This window comes from Rhizobium leucaenae USDA 9039 (genome assembly GCF_000426285.1).
Lineage (GTDB): Bacteria > Pseudomonadota > Alphaproteobacteria > Rhizobiales > Rhizobiaceae > Rhizobium > Rhizobium leucaenae.
Genome location: NZ_AUFB01000001.1, coordinates 450289 through 471167 on the forward strand (window position 1 = coordinate 450289; position 20879 = coordinate 471167).

Genomic DNA, 20879 nt, shown 5'->3' on the forward strand with positions numbered 1-20879 from the left:
TCAACGCAGCGCTAGCTATCAGTTAATGAAATAACCTTTTAAAGTCCAGTAAATTGGTTAATAGTTTTGGCGGTGATATTCTCGCGCGCTGGCACCTTGCCTTTGCCCGGCGAGCATTTGAACCATATGGAGGAAGACAATGGTTGAGCGAAAACCGACCGCCGAGCGGCTCAGTCTCTTTTCCGATGGCGTTTTTGCGATCATCATCACGATTCTCGTTCTGGAACTTCGGCCGCCGCATGAGGCAAGTTTCACTGCATTGAAGGAACTCTGGCCGGAGGGCTTGAGCTATGCAGTCAGCTATTGGTTCCTCGCGGTGGTATGGATCAATCATCATCATGTGCTGCGCTTTGCAGAGACGGCGACCCCGCGGCTTATCTGGGCCAATTTTGCCCATCTGTTCTCCGTCTCCCTCATTCCTTTCACGACGGCGTGGATCGCCGACAGCGACCTCGGCTCAGCACCAGTGACGCTTTACGCCCTGGTCTTCGTTGCCGTGAACGTGACATATCTTGCGCTGTGTTGGGAAGCTGTGGACCGCCCCTCCCATGAGAATTCATCCGATCGCATCCGGCGAATGATGCGCATGCGATCACTGGCGACGATCGTGCTGTTTCTGAGCGCCGCATTGATTGCCCTGTGGTCTCCTGCGCTTGGCCTCGGCGTTATCGTTTTCTGTCTGTTGCTTTACGTCCGACCCGATGTTTCCGAGGTGAGTACTTAACAAATCCGCCGCTTGATTAACCTCCTCATAGCGCTGGAAGCGCCGGCCCGCAGCGCTTCATGGCAGAACGCATGGGCGCCCGGATCCGGTCCGTTGCCGCTGATCACACGCCTTCGATTACCAATCCGCGCGCCGTCGTAGAGATCATCGCGGAAGCGGTTACTCATCATGAAATTCCGAAACACGAAGCCAGCGGCCCGACAGAAATAACTTATGAACAATAAGTGACCCGGGAGCGTTTCTCCGCCAGGAGGAATGCGCCATGAAGAGTTTGCAAAACCGACAGGTCAAAAGGCCCGGCCCCCGTGAGCTGGACGTTGAGAAACATTGCAAGAAGCACGGCGTTGACGCAGCCGAAACCAAAAAACTGGTCAAGCTATTGGGTCGGCACGCTCCATTGCATGAGTTACACGCAAACGCACCGCCGAAACAACCTCGGTGGCGGTAATGTCTCGCCGGCGGATACATGCTCCGATGCGATCACGGTCAAGGTCGACTTGGCGTCCGCCTTTGCGTTTGAACTCTGCGGGTGACCTGCTCGCGATGTAAAACGGCTCCCGTTTACCCGCTCGTCACGACGGACTTCCTTGCCTGCGAAGACGTTGAAGAAGCAGATGCATGAACATCGTCCTAGGCGTACAATTACGCATGGATAAGCAACTGGTAGAACAACATTTAAAAATGGCGAAGCAGCACGTGGCCCAGGGCCGCAGACATATCGCGCGGCAAAAGCAAATCATTGTCAAACTTAGGCGAGGCCAACACGACACTTCGCAAGCCCGCCAGCTCCTATCGACGTTTGAGGAACTGCAGCTCATGCATATTGCCGAACGAAACCGCCTCCAAAAGGAATTGGAGTCGATGAGGCCTTAGGCTCATCCGCGTCATCGCCACCTTGCAAAGGCTAGCCCTCGTCCCCATTTAATGCCGTGACGGCTGCGAAGCCGCGCAACCTCATGTGTCGCGCCGAAGCCGATGCTTCTCCAGAACGCTGGCAAAAGCATCAGTCCGCAGCCAACGTGCCCACCGCTCATTTGCGTGATGGGCGTTTCCGCTATTCCTTATCATTTGCGCTGACTGGACGGTCGGCGGAGGACTTCAATTGAATAAATCAAACATCGCTGCCGCGCCCGCGGCGGTGAAGCCGCGCGAGCGCGATGAGGCTGTGAACCGGCCCGACAACAACTGGAAACCATATCCCTGCCTTCTCACACGCCGCGAATTGCAGGAATTGGTCGCCGAACAGCTCGGCTGATCGACAGCCGCTTACCAACCCCAACGACAAGGAGAACAAAATGCAGGTTTTGGTCAGAGACAATAATGTCGAACAGGCGCTCAGAGCGCTGAAAAGAAAGATGCAGCGCGAAGGGCTGTTCCGGGAAATGAAAGAACGGCGGGCCTACGAGAAGCCTTCCGAACGCCGCATTCGGGAAAGAGCACAGGCGATCAGCCGGCAGCGCAAAGCCGCTCGGAAGAAGATGCAGCGCGAAGGCCTCATCGCTTCGGCCAAACGAAGATCATCGGCACGATAGAGAACGAACGACCGCCCGAGCCGCCCTTCGATGCGGCGGCTCGGAGTTGAAGGAAAGGTTGAATGATGGACGAATTGTATAGCGTGACCGTTTCTGAAGAGCGGCTAGAGGATTGCCGCGATGTCATTGAACCCGACTTGCAAGATCTGATCGAACGAACGATCAGATCCGGCTTCTCGCGTGAAGAGGTGTTGATCGCGATCAGCGAATTGACGGCCGAGGATTTCGCGACCGTTACAAACGTCCCGAGCGTTCATTGAAGCCGGCCGGACCGGGAACGCGCCTGCCGCAGCAATCGGATTGGAACAATCAAATCGCACTTCGATCTTGCGGAATATCATATCCCGACCCAGGCAGACGTCGAACACATCGAGGTAATCTTCGGGGATGTACACGACCCCCAGCCCGATCGGTGTCAAGGGCGTTGGCGAAATCGACATCTTTGGCTAGCAGCCGCAGTATCGAACGCAATCTTCCACGCGACCGGAAAGCGCATCCGTCATTTTCCGATAACGATCGACAAAATTCTCGAACGGGAGGAGAAAGCCTGAACGGGGTGCGACGCACCGGGCTGCGTCAACGGATGGGAGACTCGATCAATCGAGCAAGCAGTCCCTTCAACTCCGGCTCCTGCACTCTTAAGGCAGCTTCCAAAGGTGACAGCCATTCCGTGGTACGTTGTTTGCGTTCCGGAAATTTGCTGCACACCTTCTCGACTTCCAAAAGATGGACTTCGACCATCGACGGCGTGGCGTTTTCCGCATCTAAAACCTTGAGATATGTGTAGTAACCAAAAGGCTTTTTCTTGGCCTTGCCTTTAACCCCGGCCTCTTCCCAAGCCTCGCGCTCCGCAACCTCGTTCGGTTTCAAACCCTTGATCGGCCATCCCTTGGGAATGGTCCAACGATGCGTTTCGCGTGTGGTGATAAGGAGAACTTCGATGGCTCCATCAGCGCCCGTGCGAGAGCAGATCGCTCCGAATTGTTCGACCATCTCGCCATTCATCATTGTTTCCGCATAGGCTGCAAGGCGTGCAAGATGGGGTTCGTTCTTAGTCATGTAGTCTCGCAGGGTTCCTAATAAATATGACGCCCGCCGTCCTTCGACCAACAAACCTGCCGTCGGCAGAGGCGAACAGTCGCCAACGGCAGGCTTCCATGGCCGCATGAGGCGTGCGGCACCTTGAGCAAGGATGACCACCTCGCGGGCATTCGAACTGCCGCTGAAAGCATTTGTTCCCGGTAACAACCTCGCGTGCCGGCCGCAACCACCAGCCTTTGTTCACCGTTTGACGCCCACAAGGTGGCGAGTGCCACACATAAGTTTGGTGGCGCATCGAACGTTATAGGACCTTAGTCCGAAGGCCCTGGGACCAAAGTCTTACCCCCTCCCGACTGAAGCCTCAAAACAGGAACAGAGCCGGTTCTCAGTTGTTTTATCAAAGCTCCGTTACCCGCGGACGAACAGGAAATACAAAGGAGAAACTGATGAAAACGAAAGTATTTGGTGTGGCAGCCCTCTCCCTTGCATTAGCGAGCGGGTATGCCTTCGCACAATCGTCGACCGTTAATGGCGCCGCAGGCGGGGCAGTAACGGGTGCCATCGTAGGCGGTCCGGTAGGAGCCGCAGTCGGTGGTGTTGCGGGTGCTATTGTCGGCACCGCGATCGATCCGCCGCCGCAGAAGGTCGTAACATACGTGCAAGAACAGCCGATGCCTGAGGACTCGGTTGTGGTCAGGGAAAAGGTGGTCGTTGGTCAGCCGCTGCCCGAAACCGTCAGAGTAAGAACGATTCCGGAAAATCCGAAATACGCCTACGCGGTAGTAAACCACGAGCGCGTAATCGTTGAGCCATCCTCGCGGAAAGTGATCAGGGTGCTCAACTGATCGACCATTGGAGAGCCTGAAGGCTCTCCAATAATTCCTCACAAGTAGGACGCAGAACCCGGCGCCTCTTGGCGCCGCGGCCGGCGTGTGCCCGGAATGGAGAAAGAATGAAGAAACTTCTTATCGCATGCGCGCTCGCAGCGGGCGCGTTGACGACGATGGCAGTTCCGACCCACGCCCGGTCGGCCGCGATCACAACCAATGATAGCTCCGGCTATTATAACGAGGGCTATCACTCCGCATCGACCTATCGCGTCGGAGAAGATGTCCGTCATCATCATGTCCATTGCATGAGCAGGACCGTGGAAACGCATCATCATGGCCGGCTTATCGTGAAGCAACAGCGCTTTTGCCGCTGACTGGCAACAGTGCACTAGAAGGAGTTCAAGATGACTCGCAATCTGTTCTACATTCTCTTGGCGTCCGCCGCGCTTAGCCTCTCCCCAGTGGCTCACTCCGTTGCGACTGCGCAAGAGTCACAAGATTCCACCGTCCTGCCGAAAACCGGTACGTCCAAGAGCAAATCCGGTGAGATGAAGACGCAGGGTGAAACGAAGACCCAAAGTGAGACGAAGACACAGGGCGGAACGACGGCACAAAGCACGTCGGGCACTTCCGACGATTCGTCGCAAACCACACTGCCGAAGGCGAAATCATCGACCAAGCAGCAGACGACCGGAGAGAACGGCTCGTCAGACACTCAGTCGACAGGCAAAACTAAGACCGAAACGACTCAGAAGTCCGGAACGAGCACCGACACTCAGAAGCCCAACACCCAGGAGACCCAACAATCGACGACATCCGGCAAGACGCAAACAGGCACGGATCAGTCGAAATCCATTGACACGTCGAAGACTGGCAGCACCAACACCCAGACGAATACCACCCAGAACACTACCTCCAACACCAACATCACCGTCGAGCAGCAAACGCAGGTGCGTGACGTAATCAAGGAATCTCACGTCAAGCCGGTTCAGGTGTCGGAAGTCAAGACGGTGTCCGTCGGCGCCACCATTCCGCACTCCATAAGGCTCGAGACACTTCCGCCGCGGATCGTCAAGATCGTGCCGCAATACAAGTCGTATCGGTACTTCGTCCTTGATGACGGCCGCATCATAATCGTCGATCCCGACACGTTTAAGATCGTTTTTGTCTTCACCGCCTGACAAGGCCCAATAGCACCGAGAGCCATCGTAACATCAGAAAATGCGATGACTCTCTCGCCGCGTTTCCGTGATATTGCCGAGTTGAAGCAAAATCTTACGGGGTTGCCGCGCTGGCTTCGGAACCAGTCAGCCCATCGCGAGTTCGGCTTTCCGAGAATGGGGAGCCGATGTGAAGATTCCAGAATATCAGCGTAGATCGTTTTTGCCACCACGATGGATGGCAACCATCGTGACCCGCTCGCGCGGGCGGCCAGCCTGATGCGGCAGCAATCCTCCCAAGATGTTCGCGATAAAGAGAACTCCGGCCTCGGCAACGCCCTCGGCCGGGGTTTCATTTCCGGGGCGGCCGATGACGATCCGTCAGCCATAGGCACCTATGCCAGTGCAGGCGCCCGTTTCGGGCTGGATATCCTTTGGACAGCGCCTGTCACCCTGCCGATGATGTTCACCATCGTCTATCTTTCCTCCAAGCTCGGTCAGGTATCGGGCCGAGGCCTGTTCCAGGCGATCCATGACTTCTATCCCCGCTGGCTACTATGGCTTGTTCTGACAGGCGTCGTCCTCGGCAATATGATAGAAGCCGCCGCGGACCTCGGGGGCATGGCCGCTTCGATCGGCATCTTCGCGCCACTGCCTACTCCGCTGCTTGTAACGATCACCGCGGGAGTCATTTTCGCTCTGCAGGTCTTCGGCTCCTACACGCTGATCCGCAACATCTTCCGCTGGCTCGCGCTGACGTTGGTCGCCTACGTGGCGGCCGCCTTTCTCGCAAAGCCTGACCTGATATCGACGTTAAAAGGCACATTCGTGGTATCGCTCGAATTCAACAAGGATTTCCTCTCCATACTCGTCGCCATCATCGGCACGACGCTTTCCGCCTATCTCTATACCTGGCAGTCCAACGAGGAGGTCGAGGAGAAGATAGCGGACGGGCAGACAACCTTGAATGAGCGTAAGGGCACCAGCAACCGCGAACTGCGACGTTCCCGTCGCGACATCCTGATCGGCATGTCATTTTCCAATATGATCATGTATTTCATCATTCTTTGCACCGGCGCAACGCTGCATGCCAATGGTCAAACCGAGATCGAGACGGCGGCGCAGGCGGCGGAGGCGCTGAAGCCGATTGCCGGCGATGCGGCGGGCTATCTCTTTGCCGCCGGCGTGGTTTCCGTCGGCTTTCTCGCAGTGCCCGTCATGACGACGGGCGCCGCCTACGATCTCGCCCAGTCGTTCGGTTGGAAAGGAAGTCTCCACGCGACCGCGCGTGAAGCGCCTATTTTCTACGTCATCATCGCCGCCGTCACGGCGGTTGCGGTCGCGATGAATTTTCTCGGTTTCAATCCGATGAAGGCGCTGGTGTGGTCAGGTATCGTCCAGGGCTTTTCGACGCCGCCGCTCCTGCTGCTCATCGTGCTGATGACCAACAACCGGAAGATTATGGGCGACAAGGTCAATTCGCGGGGATTGAATATCATGGCCTACATAACGACAGCCGCGATCTTCTCGGCGAGCATCGGGCTCGTGGTGAGCTGGTTTCTCTGAAGCGTACCGCGCCTTGCTCTCCGCCGGCCGATGCTCCGTTCGCCCGTTGCCGGCCCTGCCCCGTACCCAGCATGGCGCCAGGAACATTCGAAACTCCAGGATGTTCGGGCTCTCGAACCCTACGCGACAGCAATGGAAGGATAAACGGCGATGCCATCCTTGGAGCACGGAAAGTACCGCGCGTTGATCGTCTATATCGTGATGATTGCCGTCGCCGCATGCATTCTGATCGCAGGCGCAATAACCTTTCGCGAGCGCCAGCCGGAGCGGCCCGGGCAGCCATCACCGCATGCCCTCGACCAGTCGCAATAATATTCTGCGGCGCCTTTTGGTTGCCATCGCCCTTCCGCAAGTCGGCTGAAGGCAGGCTCGTTTCCGTCAGCCAGCATTGGATCGGCTGACAACGGAAGGGATTTCGATGGCGCAGTCACGCTCGCCGCACCCAAGCAGATAGACCTCGGGCTCGGGATTTTGAAGTATGATAAAGCTGGCGCTTCGAAGCATCGCTTCCGCTGCCGCCTTGTTCGGAATGAACCAGTTTGTCGGGTCGCCGGCATAGCGGTTCTCGATGAAGAACAGCTTCGGATAATCGGGCCGGTCGAAGATGCTACGCTCGGAAAAATCGTAATCGTTCGCCAGTTCCGGAATTGTCTCTGCGCCGCGCTGCATGCACTGAAACAGCATGAGGTCGCGGACGACGTGCTCACGAAGCAGATCCAAGGCAAGAAGAGGATGACGGAGGTGATAGAGGACACCCATGAAAATCACGAGATCGAATTTTTCTTTGAGCTGCGCGATGTCATAGACGGACATCTGGCGAAGTTCGATATCGACTCCGCTTTGGGCCGCCACGAACTCTGCCTGGCGGAGATAATGCGGATCGGTATCGATGGCGACCACACGGTCGGCGTTGCGCCGTTTCATTTCCAGTGAATAAAAGCCTGCATTGCAGCCGATATCCAGGACGCTCCAGCCTTTGAGATCTGCCGGCACCGCCTCTTTGAAATGCCGCCACTTGAAACTCGGATAATCGCCAAGAAAATGGTCGGGCGCGGTCTCGATGCCTTCGATCCGAAGATTGTGAAACCAGGGGCCGAGTTCCGCAATTCGTCGGCGCAAGTTTCCGTGCTTTTCCGCGTCGATGGTCATCGTCACGCTCCGAGCGGTAGTTCCGTTGAGTCTTCGATCGCTATGCGCCGATGGTTTGCGCGCTGAACGACCGGCTTTTCGGCAAGCGTGTGGCTGAACCAGGCGATCGTATGCGCCAGTCCTTCGGCCAGGGCAACTTTCGGTTCCCAATGCAGCAACTGCTTTGCCCGTGAAATGTCCGGGCGCCGGCGCTGCGGATCGTCCTGAGGCAGCGGCCTATGAACGATCGTCGAACGTGTCGGCACCATCGTCAGGACCATCTCCGCCAGTTCGGCAATGGTGAATTCGCCGGGATTGCCGAGATTGACCGGCAGGCCGGCATTCGGTTGGACATTCATCAGCCGTATCAAACCGTCGACGAGATCGGAGACGTAGCAGAAGGACCGCGTCTGCGCCCCATCGCCATAGATCGTCAAAGGCTCGTTGCGCAGCGCCTGTACTATGAGATTGGAAACGATGCGTCCGTCATTGGGCTGCATGCGCGGACCGTAGGTATTGAAGATGCGGACGACGCGCGCATCCACCTGCCCCGTGCGAAGGCTATCGAAGCAGAGCGTCTCGGCCGCTCGCTTTCCTTCGTCGTAGCAGGCGCGGGGTCCAATGCAATTGACATGGCCCCAATAGTCTTCCCGCTGCGGGTGCTCCTCCGGGTCGCCGTAAACCTCGCTCGTGGACGCCTGCAAAAACGACGCGCCGTGACGCGCTGCGAGCCGCAGCAGATTGCCGGTGCCGGTAACGCTCGTCATCATGGTGTGGATCGGGTCCGCCTGGTAGAAGGGCGGCGATGCCGGGCAAGCCAGATTATAGATCTGAGCGATCGGTTGGCGAATATCCAGCTCATCGCAGATATCCTGCTCGATGAAGGTAAAATCCGGATTGTTTTGCAGCGCCAGGATATTGTCGGGCGAACTCGTCAGGAAGCTGTCGACACAGATTACCTTGTCGCCACTGGCAAGCAGCGCATCGCAGAGATGCGAGCCGACAAATCCCGCACCACCGGCAACGAGAATGTTTTTTTTGGTCCCATGCCGCATGCGATTTCTCCTTTGCACTGTTACGCTGAAATACCTTGGGCCGACTGATCGGCTCTCTGGCGGCTGGTGACGAGCGCCGAGACCAATTGCCTTGCCCGGGCGCGACCCGTGTGGCGATCATGCACGATCCGATAGGCGGCATCCGCCATCCGCTGCCGCTTTTCGGCCGGCAGGCAAATCAAGGCTTCGACAACCTCAGAAGCATCACGGGCGATGATGATGGCTTCGTCTTTCGCAAACAGCTCATCCAGGCCTCTCCAAAAATCGCTGATAATCGGAGTACGGCAGGCGGCGGCTTCGAAGAGGCGAACGCTCGGCGACCAGCCGGCTGCGGTCATCGCGGCACGCGTCAAATTGAGCGTGAATCGCTGTCGGCTGTAGAAGGAGGGGTGATCAGCCGGCGGAAGATGCTCGATGCGGGCGACATTGGCGGGCCATTCGATATGATCCGGATATTGCGGGCCTGCAACGACGAAACGCATCATCGGCAATTGGCGCGCCGGCTCGATCAGCAATCTTTCGAGCATGGGCTGGCGGTCGGCACTATAGGTGCCGAGGTAACCGAGGTCCCATTCGAGGTCTTCGCCCGTATGTCTATATTGCTCCGCATCGACGGAGCAATAAAGGGCTGTGCCCTGCGACACGCCGTAGCGCGTTTCGAGCCGGTCGATCACCTGTCCGCCGGAGAAAGAGAAGTAGAGATCGAACAGCGGCATCTGGCGACGCGCGACATATTCCTCATCGTTTCGATCGAGCTTTGCGAGCGTCACCGGCGTGTCGATGTCATAAAAACATAAAAGACGGGGGCGCAGAGCGGCGACGGCATCGATGACCGCAACGCCCTGCGGCACGTAGGAGCCGATGATGACGGCATCGGCCGAGGCCAGGCGGCGCCGGAAGCCCGCAATGAGCTCATCGACCGCATGATAATATGAAAGCTCGCAGAAACCCGGATCCAGCAGATCGCGCTCCGCCGCATACCAGGGAACATCGCGTTCGAGGAAGAGAACCTTATGGCCCTCAGCTTGCAAGCCTCTCAAAAGCGCGCGGAAGGTCGTAGCATGGCCATTGCCCCAGGAGGAAGACAGCGAAAGGCCGAGGACGACGATATCGAGGGGCCGGTTCATTCCGCCGCTTCCTTCCTGCCCGAGTGCGACCGGAACTGGCGGTCCACTTCGACGGCGCGATGCTGATAGGTATGTTCTCGAAGGACCCTTTGAAGCGCGCTCCTGCCGATGTCAGCCGCGCGCTCGACAGTCAGACCTGCGAGGATGTCTCGGACATCTTGCCCATCCCTGGCGACCAGGATCTCCTCGTCCGGCTTCAGGAAATGGTCGATGCCTTCCCAATGGTCCGTGATCAAACAAGCGCCGGCACCGGCGGCCTCGAAGACGCGGGTAGCAGGCGAAAAACCGTTCTGGGCCATGCTCTCGCGGGAAATATTGAGGACGGCCTTCGGGGTCACATTGAAAGCATTGTGATCCCTGGTCGAGACGTGACCGATATAGTTGACGTTCGGCGTCATCGGCTTGTCCTTCCATCCCGAGCCGCCCAGCAGAAAGCGAAGGTCGCTTGAGTTTGCGGCCGGTTCAAGAAAGAAGGTTTCGACCCGCGCTTCGCGATCGGGAAGCCGATTGCCGAGAAAGCCGAGATCCGCTTCTAAACGGCGATCCCTGGCAACGGGATGATGGGTTTCCGGATCGAGCGCGTTGTATATCGGTACACAACTTGCCGCTCCGACCGCGCGATAGGCCGCGACAACGGGATCGCCGCCGCCATAGGTCAGAACTAGGTCGAGATCGGCAAGCTCTGTCCGCAGCGGATGCTCGGATGATCCCTTCAGTTCGGCCAGCGTTGCCGGTGCATCGACGTCCCAGAATATTTTCAGCGCCCCGGGGCGGGCCGCCTTCATCACCTGCTGCAGGAGCAGGTCGTCCTCGAAGCCGACGCCGCTTGCCTTGACGACGATATCCGCCAGTGCTGCTTCGGCAGCGACGTTTTTCAGCGCGTCAACCGTGCCTTCATAGACGACCACATTGCACCATTCCGGCGGATCGATGTCGCGATTTTGCTGCCGCTGATAGACATCCGGCTCATAGAAGGTGATCTGATAACCTCGTTGCGCAAGGGCGCGCAGCAGGCCCCGATAATATGTTGCCGCACCGTTCCAATAGGCGGAGAGGAGGCTCGATCCATAGAAGGCGATCTTCATTCCGCCACCTCCCTCTGACCGAGCACGCCATGCCGCTCGAGGATGCCGAACAGTTCATCGACGCGATGACGGCAGGTATGGCGCGTGCGAATCGTCTCCAATCCGCTGGCTGCGAGGTCCGACGCAAAGGATTGATCGGAAAGAACCTCGCGCAGCAAACGCGTCATTTCATTGCCATCCCGGGCAAAGCGGAAATCCTTTCCAGCCCGGAACAGGCCTTCGACGTCATTCCATGGCGCCGATATCAAAGGGATGCCGCAGGCGAGCGCCTCGAACATGCGGATGGTGGGTATGCCAGGCAGCGCCTCGACATACGGGCGTCTCGGAATATGCATGGTGACGCGATTTTCCGCGAAAGCGCGCGGCACCTCCGCATTGGCGATCCAGCCGCCGTAATTTATGCCGGCTTCTTGAAGAGCTTCCAGTGCCTGCACGGGATAGCGTACTCCGCGAACGGTCGTCACAGTATTCGGTCCAAGGCGGCGGCTCGGATCGATCAAGAATGACGCGATCTCAGCGCTGCGCTCGCCGTCACCCCAATTGCCGATCCAGATCAGGTCGCCCTTCTTCTCGACATCGGGCATGGGCTTGAAGAGCGCATCGTCCGCAGCCTCGTGCCAGGTGAAGACATTGCGCCCCCACCCAGCCCGAAGATAACGCTCTCTCAGGGTTTCGCCGAAGGTCAGGACGATGTCGTAATCCTCGAGAGCAAGACCTGCTATATCTCCCCGCGCCGACACCGCGCGATGATGCGTATCGTGAAAGACGAGGGTAAACCTGCCGCCTTGCCGTCTTGCCTTGCCCAAGCGTGCAACCAGCGCCGGATCGGTCCATTCATGCACGACGACGACGTCGGCCGCGCCGACCGCCGACTCGTGGTCGAAGCCGTCGTGATACGAGGTCGAATGCAGCCGTGGAAAGGCGCGGTGGAAAGCCACGATCGCGCCCTGCCCCTGGTCTCTCAACAGATTGGCTCGGCTCCACGATCCCGCCGGTTCCAGCGCGACGGTATCATGGCCGCGCCTGATAAGATCGCGCATGATCCCACGCAGGAAATGTGCGTTGCCGTGATTCCAGTCGGACACGAGGGAATGGGTATAAAAAAGAAACTTCATAGCTTGCCCCTTTGCCGCAGGCCGCAGGCACGCTGCATGGCACGCGCATAGACATTCAGAAGCGACAGGCATTGGGCGTCGGCGGAAAAGTCGCGCGAGCGCCGCTGTGCAAGGCCGCCAAGGGCAGTTCGCATCGCGGCATCGTCCATGAGCCTGTTGATCGCATCCGCAAAGGATTGCGGATTGTGCGGATCGGCAAAAAGCGCCGCGCCGTTCCAAAGCTCGCGGTAGGTCGGAATATCGGCCAGGACCAGCGCGGCGCCGGCGCGCGCTCCTTCGAGGGCGGCAAGGCCGAACGGTTCGTAAACGGAGGGAGAGACCACGATCGCGGCTTTTGCCATGAGCGTCATTATCTCCTGATGCGGCAGCTCGCCGAGGCAAGTCGCATTGCGGAGGGCGATGTGCTGGCCGGCGGGTCCTTCGGGCGGTCCCGCCATGAGCACGCGAGCGTGGCAAAGGCTCGCGGCTTGATCCAGAACGGCGCCGTTCTTGCCTTCGTCCCACCACCGGCCGGCAGCCAGAACGAACTCCTCTTTCGACACCGGCGGTGGTTCGAAACGGCAGGAATTGTAGACAATCTCGATATTGTCGATCGGCCCGTAGCTGCGGCGAAGCGCATCCGCATGGCTGCGGCTCGGTGCCATGACCGCATCGGCACGATCGAACCCAAGCCTGTTGCGGCGCTCCTGCCAGAGCCAACCGGCCGGAACATCGCTACCCCTGACAGTCTCGAACCAGGTAACGACGCAGGAATGCGAGACCACTACCACCGGCAAGTCGATATTCAATCCTGCCGCCTGGGAGGGCAAATTGAGATGGAGCAAGTCGATGGAATGCTCCGCCGCGAGCCCCGCCAGGAGATCGGGGATGACATCGAGCCGCTCTTCACTTTCCGTCGTCCAATCGAGCGGAACGTTAAGCCACGTCAAGGTTCCGGTCTCGCAGGCTTCCCGCGATTGCTCGGCGGATGGTGGCGGTCCGAGACCGGCAAAGACCGTCTGCACACCGCAATGTCTGAGACCCCCGGCGAGATCCATCGCATAGCGCCAGACTCCACCGACAGCGTCGAGTGTCATCAGAACGTTGCGCGGCCGGCTGACTTGAGTTTGAAAAGAAGCCGGCAGCGAAAGGCGATCCTGGTTCACTCCGAGCGCGCCGTTCATGCCGTCACCCTCCTCGGCTGGCGAACCTGGGAAGCTGCGAAACGATTTTCGACCAGCCAATCATGCAGGTCGCGGATACCGTCGCGCCAGCTTATTTGAGGCCCCCATCCGACGGCGCTTTGCAGCGCTCGCGTATCGGCGACGAAATAAAGCTGGTCGCCGGCGCGCCAGTCGCCCTTTGCCGTGTCGACAGCACGGCCGGTCAATCGGTGGATCTCGTGCAGCGCCATGTTGATGCTGATTGCGTTTTGCGGACCGCCACCGAGATTGAAGGCCTTGCCTTTGAGGCTATCGATCGACCGCATGACGGCTCGATAGGCCGCGACGGCATCGTTCACGTGTAGAATGTCGCGGACCTGTTTTCCGTCGCCGTAGATCGAGATTTTGGTGCCTTGCAATACACAGGTGAGAAAATGAGCAACCCAGCCCTGATCCTCGGTGCCGAACTGCCGTGGGCCGTATATGCAACTCATTCGAAGCGCCGCTGTCGGCATGCCGTAGGACTTGGCATAGTCCAGGACATATTGGTCGGCGACCCCCTTCGAGCAGCCATAGGGTGTGCAGAAATCCAGTTTCCGGCTTTCGTCGAAGCCATGCGCACGCAGCCTCTCGTCGGCCGGAACGTACCGGTCATCGAGTTCCTGCATGGAGATGTCCTCGATATCGCCGTACACCTTGTTGGTGCTTGCAAAGACTAGCGGCGCGTTGCGTCCCGCCTTGCGCACAGCCTCCAGGACATTGATCGTTCCGCGCGCATTGGTTTCGAAATCATGGATCGGATGAACGAGGCTCGTTGTCACCGCTGTCTGAGCAGCAAGATGAAAAACCGCTTTCGCATCCGAAAAAACCGGCTCTATGGCACTGAGGTCGCGGATATCAGCGAGCACGGGATGAACGCGCTCCCCATGATTGGTCTTGAGCCACCGGAGGTTCGCATCGACTCCGGGACGGCTGAGATTGTCGAGAATGACCACCTCTTCGCCATCCCTCAGGTAGCTGTCGGCGAGATTGCTGCCGATGAAGCCGCTGCCTCCGACGACAACAACGGGCGCGCTTCCCGGTCTCATGACATAAGCCCCCGCTCTTGAAGGTGCTTCGTCATCTCGGCGTTCCGGTCAACCGCACCGGTGGCGAGAACCCATTCGGCAAACGGAGCGAGCGAATTGTCGAGACGGTGCCGCGGTTCGAAGCCAAGCAGTTCCCGGGCCTTGGAAATATCGGCGAAACAATGCCGGATGTCGCCGGAACGCGCTTTGCCGGTGATGTCAGGCCTAATTTGGCCAAGACCCATCGCCTCGGCCAGCAGCATGGCCACCTCGGATATCGTATAGGCCTGGCCGCTGCCGATATTGATGACATGGCCGGGAGCCCGAGGCTGTTCCAGTGCAAGGCGGAAGGCACGCGCGACGTCGCGCACATGCACGAAATCCCGGCGCTGCTCGCCATCCTCGAATATCATCGGCGGATGGCCGTTGGCGAGACGGGAGGCGAAATTCGCAAGTACGCCGGTATAGGGATTGGAGAGCGCCTGGCCAGCACCGAACACGTTGAAAAGCCGCAGTGCTACGGCCTCCACACCATAGGCCTCGCCGAAGATCAGGAACTGACGCTCCTGCGCGAATTTGGTGAGCGCGTATATCGATGCGAGATCGACCGGCTTTTCCTCATCGGTCGGAGCCCGAACAAGCGCCTCGCCGTCCGGACCAAGCGGGTCCCATTGTCCTTGCCTGATGCGCGCGCCATTGCGGCGTATGAAGCCGAAATGCTCTCCCGCACGCGATACGTACATTCCTTCCCCATAGACGCTCATGGAGGAGGCAACGACGATACGTTTGACCGGAAGGCCGATCGTCGCTTCGAGGAGGACCGCGGTGCCGAGATCGTTGCTGCCCACATAGCGGGCGATCTCGTACATGGACTGTCCGACACCGACCTCTGCGGCGAGGTGAACGACGCCATCGATCTCCTCCAGCGCCTCCCGAACCGCGTGTTTGTCCCGCACATCACCACGGATAAGCTCTGCCGCACTGGAGAGATGAACCTCGCCGTCGCCGTGCACCTGATCGATCAACGCATCGAGGATGCGGACCTCATATCCATTTTCGAGAAGTTCTTCCGTAACATGACGGCCAATGAAGCCGCAACCACCAGTAACAAGAATACGTGACATCATTCACCTGGAGCTGTGGGTTGGGGAGCTTTTGATCGCCTCCGAACCATGAGCCCTAAGGAATGTTCCTCAAGCTATGACATCTTTATCTTCAATGACACCTGCCGGCTCCGCGGCGGAACCAGGGTTCTTCTTCATCAACAACTTCTCCGGAACAAGCCTGTTCCAGCAAAGTTAGGCGAGCTTTGGGGACTGCCGGATGCGGCGCTCAACCGACGACATCAGCAGGAGGATGCGATGAACGTACTTACACCGGTGCAAACACAGACGATGAAGGCCGCCGTCGTCATTGGAGCCGGACGGCTGCGCGTAGAAGACGTACCCCTTCCGCAACCTGGGCCGGGGCAGCTCCGCGTCAAGCTTGAAGGTTGCGGGGTCTGTGCATCCAATTTAACGCCATGGGCAGGTCCCGAATGGATGCGATTTCCCACGGAACCAGGAGGGCTCGGCCACGAAGGCTGGGGTGTGGTCGATGCCGTCGGAGAGAATGTTCAGAGCGTCGCCATCGGCGACCGCGTCGCGTCCCTCGGCCAGCACGCCTATGCCACCCATGATATCGCCGATGAAAATGCCGTCGTCCCTCTCCCCGCTGAATTCGACGGCAAACCCTTTCCTGGGGAACCGCTGGGTTGCGCCCTGAATATTTTCAAGCGCAGCGACATCGTTGCCGGGCAGACTGTCGCGATCGTCGGCATCGGCTTTCTTGGCGCTCTGCTGACGCAGCTCTGCGTGGCGGCTGGCGCGCGCGTCATCGCCCTTTCCCGCCGGCCATTTTCGCTCGACCTCGCAAGGCATTCGGGCGCGGGCGAGACCATTCCGTTGGATGATCACTGGCGGATCATCGAGCATGTTAAGCAGATCACGAACGGGCGCTTCTGCGACAGGGTCATCGAAGCTGTCGGAAAACAATGGCCGCTCGATCTGGCCGCCGAACTGACCCGTGAACGTGGCCGCCTCATCGTCGCCGGCTACCACCAGGATGGGCCGAGGCAAATCAATATGCAATTGTGGAACTGGCGCGGCCTCGATGTCGTCAACGCGCATGAGCGCGATCCCGCAATCTATATCCAAGGCATTCGCGATGCTGTCACCGCGATCCGCTCCGGCCGCCTCGATCCATCGCCGCTTTATACTCACCGCTTCCCCTTAGTACGCCTCGATGATGCTCTGAACATGACGCGAGACCGCCCCGATGGTTTCGTCAAAGCCTTGATTGTCTATCCATGAGCGAACTCGATCTCGACATTGGAGAGCACGCCCTTGTCCGTTCTCCCCGGATCGGTTTTCTGGGTGTGGGCTGGATCGGGCGGCATCGGATGAAAGCCATCTTGGAGACCGGGCTGGCCGATGCGGCTGTTATCTGCGATCCATCGCCGGACATGGCGCAAGCGGCGCGCGAACTCGCGCCGGGAGCGGTCGTCGTGGCCTCTTTCGAGGCGCTGCTGCAGGAGGACCTTGATGGCATCGTTATTGCGACTCCCAGCGCATTGCATGCGCAGCAATCGATCGAGGCACTGAAGCGCGGCATAGCGGTTTTCTGCCAAAAGCCATTGGGCCGCACGCGGCAGGAAGTCGAACGCGTGGTCGAAGCAGCGCAGGCTGCGGACAGGCTCCTGGGCGTCGATCTTTCCTATCGCCAAACAAAGGGCATGCGCAGTATCCGCGATCTTGTCCGCAGCGGCGAACTCGGCAATATCTTCGCGGTGGACATGGTTTTTCACAACGCCTACGGACCGGATAAGGCTTGGTTCTACGACAAGGCCCTCTCGGGTGGCGGATGTGTCATGGACCTCGGCATTCATCTGGCGGACCTTGCGCTTTGGACGCTCGACTTTCCGGCCGTCACCGAGATCGAAAGCAGCCTTTTCCGGGAGGGCGCTCCGGTTCTGGCCGGTAGCAACGAGGTCGAAGATTTCGCTATCGCAACAGCCACGCTGTCGACCGGCACCGTCTTGCGGCTGACATGCTCATGGCGGTTGCATGCGGGCTGCGATGCCATGATCAGCGCCGCTTTCTATGGAGACGCGGGCGGCGCGACAATGCGCAACGTCAGTGGATCATTTTACGATTTCATCGCCGAGCGTCATCGCGGAACCCGGACGGAGGTTCTTGCGGCGCCGCCGGATGAATGGGGCGGTCGCGCTGCCGCCGAATGGGCGATGCGCCTTGCCGCCGGCAAAACCTACGATCCCGAATGCGAGAAGCTGATCGCTTCGGCAGCACTCCTCGATGCCATCTACGACCGCTGAGATAATCTCTTCGCGAGTCTTGTAGGCTGCACCTGCTACCACTTGATGCGGTAGTCGACCCGCACGTTGCCGGCGGGCGTCAACGTCATGGGATCGGTCAACGAAGCTGTGAAATTGAGATTAGGCACGATCGCCTGGTTTAAGGCAAGGGTACTCGAAAAGGCGCCCTTAATGTTCGTCACTTCTCCGCTCGCCGAAATCGACGTCCCGATCCAGGGAAAGATCATCTTTACCCCCTGCGAGGCAGTGATCGAGGCCGGAGCGGTCTGCATCGTGGCATAGCTGACGTTCAACGACCGCAACGTCTGGATATCGAGATCTGTCGAGAATATCCAATTTTGCGAGCGGCCAAGATGCAGCATTCCGCTGCCCCTCAACGTGTCCACCCGCACTCCGATCTCGCGCCGTGAATTGCTGGCGAAATTACTGCGATTGTCCACCGCTCGTCCCCACAGCGTGGCAAGTTCGGAACCGCTCAGGATCGTTCCACCGGCCGCGCCTGCAAGACCGACATCCGCACCCGCGCTCATTTCCCAGGCCATGGGCAGCCGAAAGCCGATCGTCGCGCGATAGGTCCTCGGAGCAACCTTGACCGGCGACCAGATCACCAGATCGCCGGCATCAGCTCCACGCGAAAGCGGCATGGCACCTGCGAGAACACAGAGGAAAATACCTATTGAAACGAATCTCATCACAAAAGCCCAATTGCATTTGTATCGAGGCCAGCGCGTCAGAGCGCTGCATCGACAGCCGAATCCAATGCGAAAACGCATTTTCAGCCTCGGATTGATTGGTTGGTAAGAGCTGGTCCAACGGTGTATTGCCCGCCATTTTGGGCACGCACACCGTGGTTGCGCGAGGCAACGCTCCGCGCGCCTCAAGCAACTCTCGATGAGCAGAGTCCCATTCAAGGAACTGCTTGTAAACCCCTCGGATCGAAGTTTTTTGCTGCGATGCACATGTGCCGCACCTCTGCCCGGCGACCAGCCTTGACGGGAACAACTCCGACCGGTTGAGGTTCGGAGCTACCAACCTACGGAGGACACCATGGCAGACAACGAAATCCGCGACGTCTTTATCGTCGGCCTCAGAAATGCGCACGCGATGGAAAATCAGGCACTCAGCATTATGAAGCCGCAACTGTCGCGCATCGAAAACTATCCGGAGGTCGCCGCCAAACTCGAACAGCACATTCGGGAAACCGAGGGCCAGATCACACGCCTTGAGGAAGTTCTGGACGGCCTGGACGAAGATCATTCGACATTGAAGGATATGGCTCTGTCGTTCACAGGCACGATGGCGGCCATGGGTCACACCATGGCGGGTGACGAGATCCTGAAGAATTCCCTTGCCAATTTCGCATTCGAAAACTTTGAGATCGCCGCCTACAAATCCCTATTGACGGTCGCCGATGCCGGCGGCTTTGCCGCCGCCACGACCGCCCTCCAGTCCAATCTTGCCGAAGAACAGGCAATGGCAAAATGGCTTGACACCAATCTGGCGGCTGTCACTCAAAAATTTCTGCTGCTGCGGGAAGGTGGAGCGACCGCCAAGGTCTGACGGAAACGTCCTATGCGATCGATCGCGGGTAATCTCGGGAAGGTCATCCGCAAAACGGAACGGATGGCCCGGTTGTCAGTTCTATTGGAGCGCCACAACTCAAGCTCCCCGGATCGGTCGATAGAACTATGCGCATTCTGATTTGGCTGTGCATCGCCGCCGCAGTGGCTGCCGCCGCGATCTGGTTCTTGATGGAACCGACCATTCCTTTTGCTGCAAATGATCCGCGCCTTCAAGGCGATGGCGATCCGGCGTGGGGGCAGCTTATCTTTGCGGCTGGCGACTGCGCGTCCTGTCACGCCACTCCTGGCCAGCAGGACCGGCTCAGATTGGGCGGCGGCATCGCGCTCGCATCCCCCTTCGGCACATTCCGCGCACCCAATATCTCATCCGATCCCGTCGATGGCATAGGTGCCTGGAGCACGGTCGATCTCGCCAATGCCATGATCGGCGGCGCTTCTCCTCGCCATCAGCACTACTATCCGGTGTTCCCCTATACGAGCTATACGGGCATGCGGATTGAGGACATCAAGGACCTACGGGCCTATCTGAAGACATTGGCTCCGGTTTCCGGCCGTCCGCCCCCACATGACCTGTTTCTTCTGTTCCGCATACGCCGCATGTTGGGCTTTTGGAAGCTCCTGTTCTTCCGGGTAGGACAGACGCAGGCGCCCCTCGCTGCCGATCCCGTCCTCGCCCGCGGCGGCTATCTGGTCGAGACCGTTGGCCATTGTGCAGAATGCCATTCGTCACGCAATTTCTTCGGTGCCATCAAGGCCGAAACGCGGTTTGCCGGCGGCATCGACCCTGAGGGCACAGGCTTCATTCCCAACATCACGCCGAGCCGGATTGGACATTGGTCCGAAGCCGACATCGCGGAAGTATTGAAGAGCGGCAACACGCCGGATCACGGCCGCGTCGGCTCCTCCATGGCCGAGGTCGTCACCAACATGGCGATGCTGCCGCAGAGCGATCGCGACGCTATCGCGCGCTACATCAAGACGCTGCCCGCCCGTCCGACGCCGCATCCTTGAACGGATTAATGGGTGTAGAGATAGGCTGCGACATCGCGCGCCTCGGCTTCCGAAATCCCGGTTCTCGGCATGGCGGACTTGGGCGAGAAATCCTGTGGCGACACGATCCAATGCACAAGATTGTCGCCCGTATTGTTGACCACGCCGGCGATATAGACTCGCTTTTGAAGACCCGACAGGGCGCCGCCCACTTGACCGTCCGCACCGGCTATTCCGGGGATTTGGTGACATCCGGTGCAGCCGTATCGACGAAAGATCGGCGGCGCACGGGAGGGATCGCCGCCGCCGGTGAGCGCGCGCGCGGCCTCTCGGCGCTGCTCCGAGTTCTTTGCCATGTTCG

General features: G+C 58.9%; 27 protein-coding genes and 1 pseudogene. 17 read left to right on the plus strand and 11 right to left on the minus strand.

The features are described 5' to 3' along the window. The first annotated feature begins 139 nt into the window (after nucleotides 1–139). The 8 genes and pseudogenes from K290_RS0102085 to K290_RS38230 all read left to right on the plus strand — a co-directional run. Nucleotides 140–724: a TMEM175 family protein gene (locus K290_RS0102085; protein ID WP_028750339.1), complete on the plus strand. Its 585-nt coding sequence runs from the start codon at nucleotides 140–142 to the stop codon at nucleotides 722–724. Nucleotides 725–783: 59 nt separating this feature from the next. Beyond that, complete coding sequence (locus K290_RS38225; protein WP_245276447.1) at nucleotides 784–948, plus strand: hypothetical protein; 165 nt, start codon at nucleotides 784–786, stop codon at nucleotides 946–948. A gap of 38 nt (nucleotides 949–986) precedes the next feature. Continuing rightward, on the plus strand, nucleotides 987–1172 hold the full coding sequence (locus K290_RS38855) for a hypothetical protein (protein WP_028750340.1): 186 nt from the start codon (nucleotides 987–989) through the stop codon (nucleotides 1170–1172). A gap of 170 nt (nucleotides 1173–1342) precedes the next feature. Continuing rightward, nucleotides 1343–1597 (plus strand): hypothetical protein, encoded by a 255-nt coding sequence (locus tag K290_RS0102100; protein WP_051263913.1) that lies wholly within the window; start codon nucleotides 1343–1345, stop codon nucleotides 1595–1597. Between the two features lie 229 nt (nucleotides 1598–1826). Beyond that, complete coding sequence (locus tag K290_RS37790) at nucleotides 1827–1979, plus strand: hypothetical protein (RefSeq protein ID WP_172830999.1); 153 nt, start codon at nucleotides 1827–1829, stop codon at nucleotides 1977–1979. 40 nt (nucleotides 1980–2019) lie between these two features. Next, on the plus strand, nucleotides 2020–2256 hold the full coding sequence (gene rpsU / locus K290_RS0102110; protein WP_028750342.1) for a 30S ribosomal protein S21: 237 nt from the start codon (nucleotides 2020–2022) through the stop codon (nucleotides 2254–2256). A gap of 65 nt (nucleotides 2257–2321) precedes the next feature. Beyond that, nucleotides 2322–2516 carry a hypothetical protein gene (locus K290_RS36060; RefSeq protein ID WP_065091426.1) on the plus strand — a complete coding sequence of 65 codons (195 nt, stop codon included), beginning with the start codon at nucleotides 2322–2324 and terminating at the stop codon, nucleotides 2514–2516. 66 nt (nucleotides 2517–2582) lie between these two features. Then, nucleotides 2583–2807, plus strand: a pseudogene (locus K290_RS38230) (hypothetical protein); the annotation flags it as partial. A gap of 25 nt (nucleotides 2808–2832) precedes the next feature. Here K290_RS38230 and K290_RS0102120 read toward each other — a convergent pair. Further along, nucleotides 2833–3315 carry an NUDIX hydrolase gene (locus tag K290_RS0102120; protein ID WP_028750344.1) on the minus strand — a complete coding sequence of 161 codons (483 nt, stop codon included), beginning with the start codon at nucleotides 3313–3315 and terminating at the stop codon, nucleotides 2833–2835. Nucleotides 3316–3743: 428 nt separating this feature from the next. Here K290_RS0102120 and K290_RS0102125 point away from each other — a divergent pair, with 428 nt between their 5' ends. The 5 genes from K290_RS0102125 (at nucleotide 3744) to K290_RS37795 (ending at nucleotide 7165) form a co-directional block, all read left to right on the plus strand. Then, nucleotides 3744–4142 (plus strand): DUF1236 domain-containing protein, encoded by a 399-nt coding sequence (locus K290_RS0102125; protein WP_028750345.1) that lies wholly within the window; start codon nucleotides 3744–3746, stop codon nucleotides 4140–4142. A 107-nt stretch (nucleotides 4143–4249) separates the two neighbouring features. Next, complete coding sequence (locus K290_RS0102130; RefSeq protein WP_028750346.1) at nucleotides 4250–4501, plus strand: hypothetical protein; 252 nt, start codon at nucleotides 4250–4252, stop codon at nucleotides 4499–4501. Between the two features lie 30 nt (nucleotides 4502–4531). After that, nucleotides 4532–5308, plus strand: coding sequence for a DUF1236 domain-containing protein (locus K290_RS0102135; RefSeq protein ID WP_037134648.1), 777 nt, complete (start codon nucleotides 4532–4534; stop codon nucleotides 5306–5308). 258 nt (nucleotides 5309–5566) lie between these two features. Further along, nucleotides 5567–6853: an Nramp family divalent metal transporter gene (locus K290_RS0102140; protein WP_028750348.1), complete on the plus strand. Its 1287-nt coding sequence runs from the start codon at nucleotides 5567–5569 to the stop codon at nucleotides 6851–6853. Between the two features lie 150 nt (nucleotides 6854–7003). After that, nucleotides 7004–7165: a hypothetical protein gene (locus K290_RS37795; protein ID WP_154668533.1), complete on the plus strand. Its 162-nt coding sequence runs from the start codon at nucleotides 7004–7006 to the stop codon at nucleotides 7163–7165. Between the two features lie 66 nt (nucleotides 7166–7231). On the opposite strand, the gene K290_RS0102150 is transcribed toward K290_RS37795, so the two are convergent. The 8 genes from K290_RS0102150 to K290_RS0102185 form a co-directional block, all read right to left on the minus strand. After that, nucleotides 7232–8002, minus strand: coding sequence for a TIGR04290 family methyltransferase (locus tag K290_RS0102150; protein ID WP_051263914.1), 771 nt, complete (start codon nucleotides 8000–8002; stop codon nucleotides 7232–7234). 2 nt (nucleotides 8003–8004) lie between these two features. Beyond that, nucleotides 8005–9036, minus strand: a complete 1032-nt coding sequence (locus K290_RS0102155; protein WP_037134650.1) for a UDP-glucuronic acid decarboxylase family protein — start codon at nucleotides 9034–9036, stop codon at nucleotides 8005–8007. 20 nt (nucleotides 9037–9056) lie between these two features. Then, the gene (locus tag K290_RS0102160) at nucleotides 9057–10163 is read right to left on the minus strand and encodes a CgeB family protein (RefSeq protein WP_028750351.1); all 1107 of its coding nucleotides are present in this window, start codon (nucleotides 10161–10163) and stop codon (nucleotides 9057–9059) included. Then, a complete protein-coding gene (locus tag K290_RS0102165) occupies nucleotides 10160–11248 on the minus strand; it encodes a CgeB family protein (protein ID WP_028750352.1) in 1089 nt (362 codons plus the stop codon). The genes K290_RS0102160 and K290_RS0102165 overlap by 4 nt, the downstream gene beginning before the upstream one ends. Further along, nucleotides 11245–12363, minus strand: a complete 1119-nt coding sequence (locus K290_RS0102170) for a CgeB family protein (protein ID WP_028750353.1) — start codon at nucleotides 12361–12363, stop codon at nucleotides 11245–11247. Before K290_RS0102170 ends, K290_RS0102165 begins: the two co-directional genes overlap by 4 nt. Continuing rightward, nucleotides 12360–13439 carry a glycosyltransferase family 4 protein gene (locus K290_RS0102175; RefSeq protein WP_051263935.1) on the minus strand — a complete coding sequence of 360 codons (1080 nt, stop codon included), beginning with the start codon at nucleotides 13437–13439 and terminating at the stop codon, nucleotides 12360–12362. Before K290_RS0102175 ends, K290_RS0102170 begins: the two co-directional genes overlap by 4 nt. Nucleotides 13440–13522: 83 nt before the next feature. Then, nucleotides 13523–14593, minus strand: coding sequence for an NAD-dependent epimerase/dehydratase family protein (locus tag K290_RS33665; protein ID WP_051263915.1), 1071 nt, complete (start codon nucleotides 14591–14593; stop codon nucleotides 13523–13525). Then, a complete protein-coding gene (locus K290_RS0102185) occupies nucleotides 14590–15696 on the minus strand; it encodes an NAD-dependent epimerase/dehydratase family protein (protein ID WP_028750355.1) in 1107 nt (368 codons plus the stop codon). The genes K290_RS33665 and K290_RS0102185 overlap by 4 nt, the downstream gene beginning before the upstream one ends. A 237-nt stretch (nucleotides 15697–15933) precedes the next feature. On the opposite strand from K290_RS0102185, the gene K290_RS0102190 reads away from it, so the two are divergent. Together K290_RS0102190 and K290_RS0102195 are read left to right on the plus strand one after the other, a co-directional pair. Then, nucleotides 15934–16923: an MDR/zinc-dependent alcohol dehydrogenase-like family protein gene (locus tag K290_RS0102190; RefSeq protein ID WP_028750356.1), complete on the plus strand. Its 990-nt coding sequence runs from the start codon at nucleotides 15934–15936 to the stop codon at nucleotides 16921–16923. Then, complete coding sequence (locus K290_RS0102195) at nucleotides 16920–17945, plus strand: Gfo/Idh/MocA family protein (protein WP_028750357.1); 1026 nt, start codon at nucleotides 16920–16922, stop codon at nucleotides 17943–17945. Before K290_RS0102190 ends, K290_RS0102195 begins: the two co-directional genes overlap by 4 nt. Before the next feature lie 35 nt (nucleotides 17946–17980). Here the strand turns inward: K290_RS0102195 and K290_RS0102200 are convergent, their stop codons facing one another. Next, nucleotides 17981–18589, minus strand: coding sequence for a hypothetical protein (locus K290_RS0102200; RefSeq protein WP_245276448.1), 609 nt, complete (start codon nucleotides 18587–18589; stop codon nucleotides 17981–17983). A gap of 403 nt (nucleotides 18590–18992) precedes the next feature. On the opposite strand from K290_RS0102200, the gene K290_RS0102205 reads away from it, so the two are divergent. Continuing rightward, nucleotides 18993–19505: a ferritin-like domain-containing protein gene (locus tag K290_RS0102205; protein WP_028750359.1), complete on the plus strand. Its 513-nt coding sequence runs from the start codon at nucleotides 18993–18995 to the stop codon at nucleotides 19503–19505. Between the two features lie 128 nt (nucleotides 19506–19633). Further along, entirely contained in the window at nucleotides 19634–20539 is a 906-nt protein-coding gene (locus tag K290_RS0102210) for a c-type cytochrome (RefSeq protein ID WP_028750360.1), read from the plus strand. A 5-nt stretch (nucleotides 20540–20544) separates the two neighbouring features. Here the strand turns inward: K290_RS0102210 and K290_RS0102215 are convergent, their stop codons facing one another. Continuing rightward, on the minus strand, nucleotides 20545–20874 hold the full coding sequence (locus K290_RS0102215; protein ID WP_425337580.1) for a c-type cytochrome: 330 nt from the start codon (nucleotides 20872–20874) through the stop codon (nucleotides 20545–20547). Nucleotides 20875–20879: the final 5 nt, after the last annotated feature.

What these genes read in the sequence shown, in the direction of transcription:
- K290_RS0102160 (WP_028750351.1), bottom strand. Translation starts at nt 10,163, where the DNA reads ATGAACCGGCCCCTCGATATCGTCGTCCTCGGCCTTTCGCTGTCTTCC.
- K290_RS0102185 (WP_028750355.1), bottom strand. Translation starts at nt 15,696, where the DNA reads ATGTCACGTATTCTTGTTACTGGTGGTTGCGGCTTCATTGGCCGTCAT.
- K290_RS36060 (WP_065091426.1), top strand. Translation starts at nt 2,322, where the DNA reads ATGGACGAATTGTATAGCGTGACCGTTTCTGAAGAGCGGCTAGAGGAT.
- K290_RS0102210 (WP_028750360.1), top strand. Translation starts at nt 19,634, where the DNA reads ATGCGCATTCTGATTTGGCTGTGCATCGCCGCCGCAGTGGCTGCCGCC.
- K290_RS38225 (WP_245276447.1), top strand. Translation starts at nt 784, where the DNA reads ATGGCAGAACGCATGGGCGCCCGGATCCGGTCCGTTGCCGCTGATCAC.
- K290_RS33665 (WP_051263915.1), bottom strand. Translation starts at nt 14,593, where the DNA reads ATGAGACCGGGAAGCGCGCCCGTTGTTGTCGTCGGAGGCAGCGGCTTC.
- K290_RS0102125 (WP_028750345.1), top strand. Translation starts at nt 3,744, where the DNA reads ATGAAAACGAAAGTATTTGGTGTGGCAGCCCTCTCCCTTGCATTAGCG.
- K290_RS0102130 (WP_028750346.1), top strand. Translation starts at nt 4,250, where the DNA reads ATGAAGAAACTTCTTATCGCATGCGCGCTCGCAGCGGGCGCGTTGACG.
- K290_RS0102195 (WP_028750357.1), top strand. Translation starts at nt 16,920, where the DNA reads ATGAGCGAACTCGATCTCGACATTGGAGAGCACGCCCTTGTCCGTTCT.
- K290_RS0102165 (WP_028750352.1), bottom strand. Translation starts at nt 11,248, where the DNA reads ATGAAGATCGCCTTCTATGGATCGAGCCTCCTCTCCGCCTATTGGAAC.
- K290_RS0102200 (WP_245276448.1), bottom strand. Translation starts at nt 18,589, where the DNA reads ATGCCGCTTTCGCGTGGAGCTGATGCCGGCGATCTGGTGATCTGGTCG.
- K290_RS0102175 (WP_051263935.1), bottom strand. Translation starts at nt 13,439, where the DNA reads ATGACACTCGACGCTGTCGGTGGAGTCTGGCGCTATGCGATGGATCTC.
- K290_RS0102150 (WP_051263914.1), bottom strand. Translation starts at nt 8,002, where the DNA reads ATGACCATCGACGCGGAAAAGCACGGAAACTTGCGCCGACGAATTGCG.
- K290_RS0102100 (WP_051263913.1), top strand. Translation starts at nt 1,343, where the DNA reads ATGAACATCGTCCTAGGCGTACAATTACGCATGGATAAGCAACTGGTA.
- K290_RS0102155 (WP_037134650.1), bottom strand. Translation starts at nt 9,036, where the DNA reads ATGCGGCATGGGACCAAAAAAAACATTCTCGTTGCCGGTGGTGCGGGA.
- K290_RS0102170 (WP_028750353.1), bottom strand. Translation starts at nt 12,363, where the DNA reads ATGAAGTTTCTTTTTTATACCCATTCCCTCGTGTCCGACTGGAATCAC.
- K290_RS0102085 (WP_028750339.1), top strand. Translation starts at nt 140, where the DNA reads ATGGTTGAGCGAAAACCGACCGCCGAGCGGCTCAGTCTCTTTTCCGAT.
- K290_RS0102120 (WP_028750344.1), bottom strand. Translation starts at nt 3,315, where the DNA reads ATGACTAAGAACGAACCCCATCTTGCACGCCTTGCAGCCTATGCGGAA.
- K290_RS0102135 (WP_037134648.1), top strand. Translation starts at nt 4,532, where the DNA reads ATGACTCGCAATCTGTTCTACATTCTCTTGGCGTCCGCCGCGCTTAGC.
- rpsU (WP_028750342.1), top strand. Translation starts at nt 2,020, where the DNA reads ATGCAGGTTTTGGTCAGAGACAATAATGTCGAACAGGCGCTCAGAGCG.
- K290_RS37795 (WP_154668533.1), top strand. Translation starts at nt 7,004, where the DNA reads ATGCCATCCTTGGAGCACGGAAAGTACCGCGCGTTGATCGTCTATATC.
- K290_RS38855 (WP_028750340.1), top strand. Translation starts at nt 987, where the DNA reads ATGAAGAGTTTGCAAAACCGACAGGTCAAAAGGCCCGGCCCCCGTGAG.
- K290_RS0102140 (WP_028750348.1), top strand. Translation starts at nt 5,567, where the DNA reads ATGCGGCAGCAATCCTCCCAAGATGTTCGCGATAAAGAGAACTCCGGC.
- K290_RS0102205 (WP_028750359.1), top strand. Translation starts at nt 18,993, where the DNA reads ATGGCAGACAACGAAATCCGCGACGTCTTTATCGTCGGCCTCAGAAAT.
- K290_RS0102190 (WP_028750356.1), top strand. Translation starts at nt 15,934, where the DNA reads ATGAACGTACTTACACCGGTGCAAACACAGACGATGAAGGCCGCCGTC.
- K290_RS0102215 (WP_425337580.1), bottom strand. Translation starts at nt 20,874, where the DNA reads ATGGCAAAGAACTCGGAGCAGCGCCGAGAGGCCGCGCGCGCGCTCACC.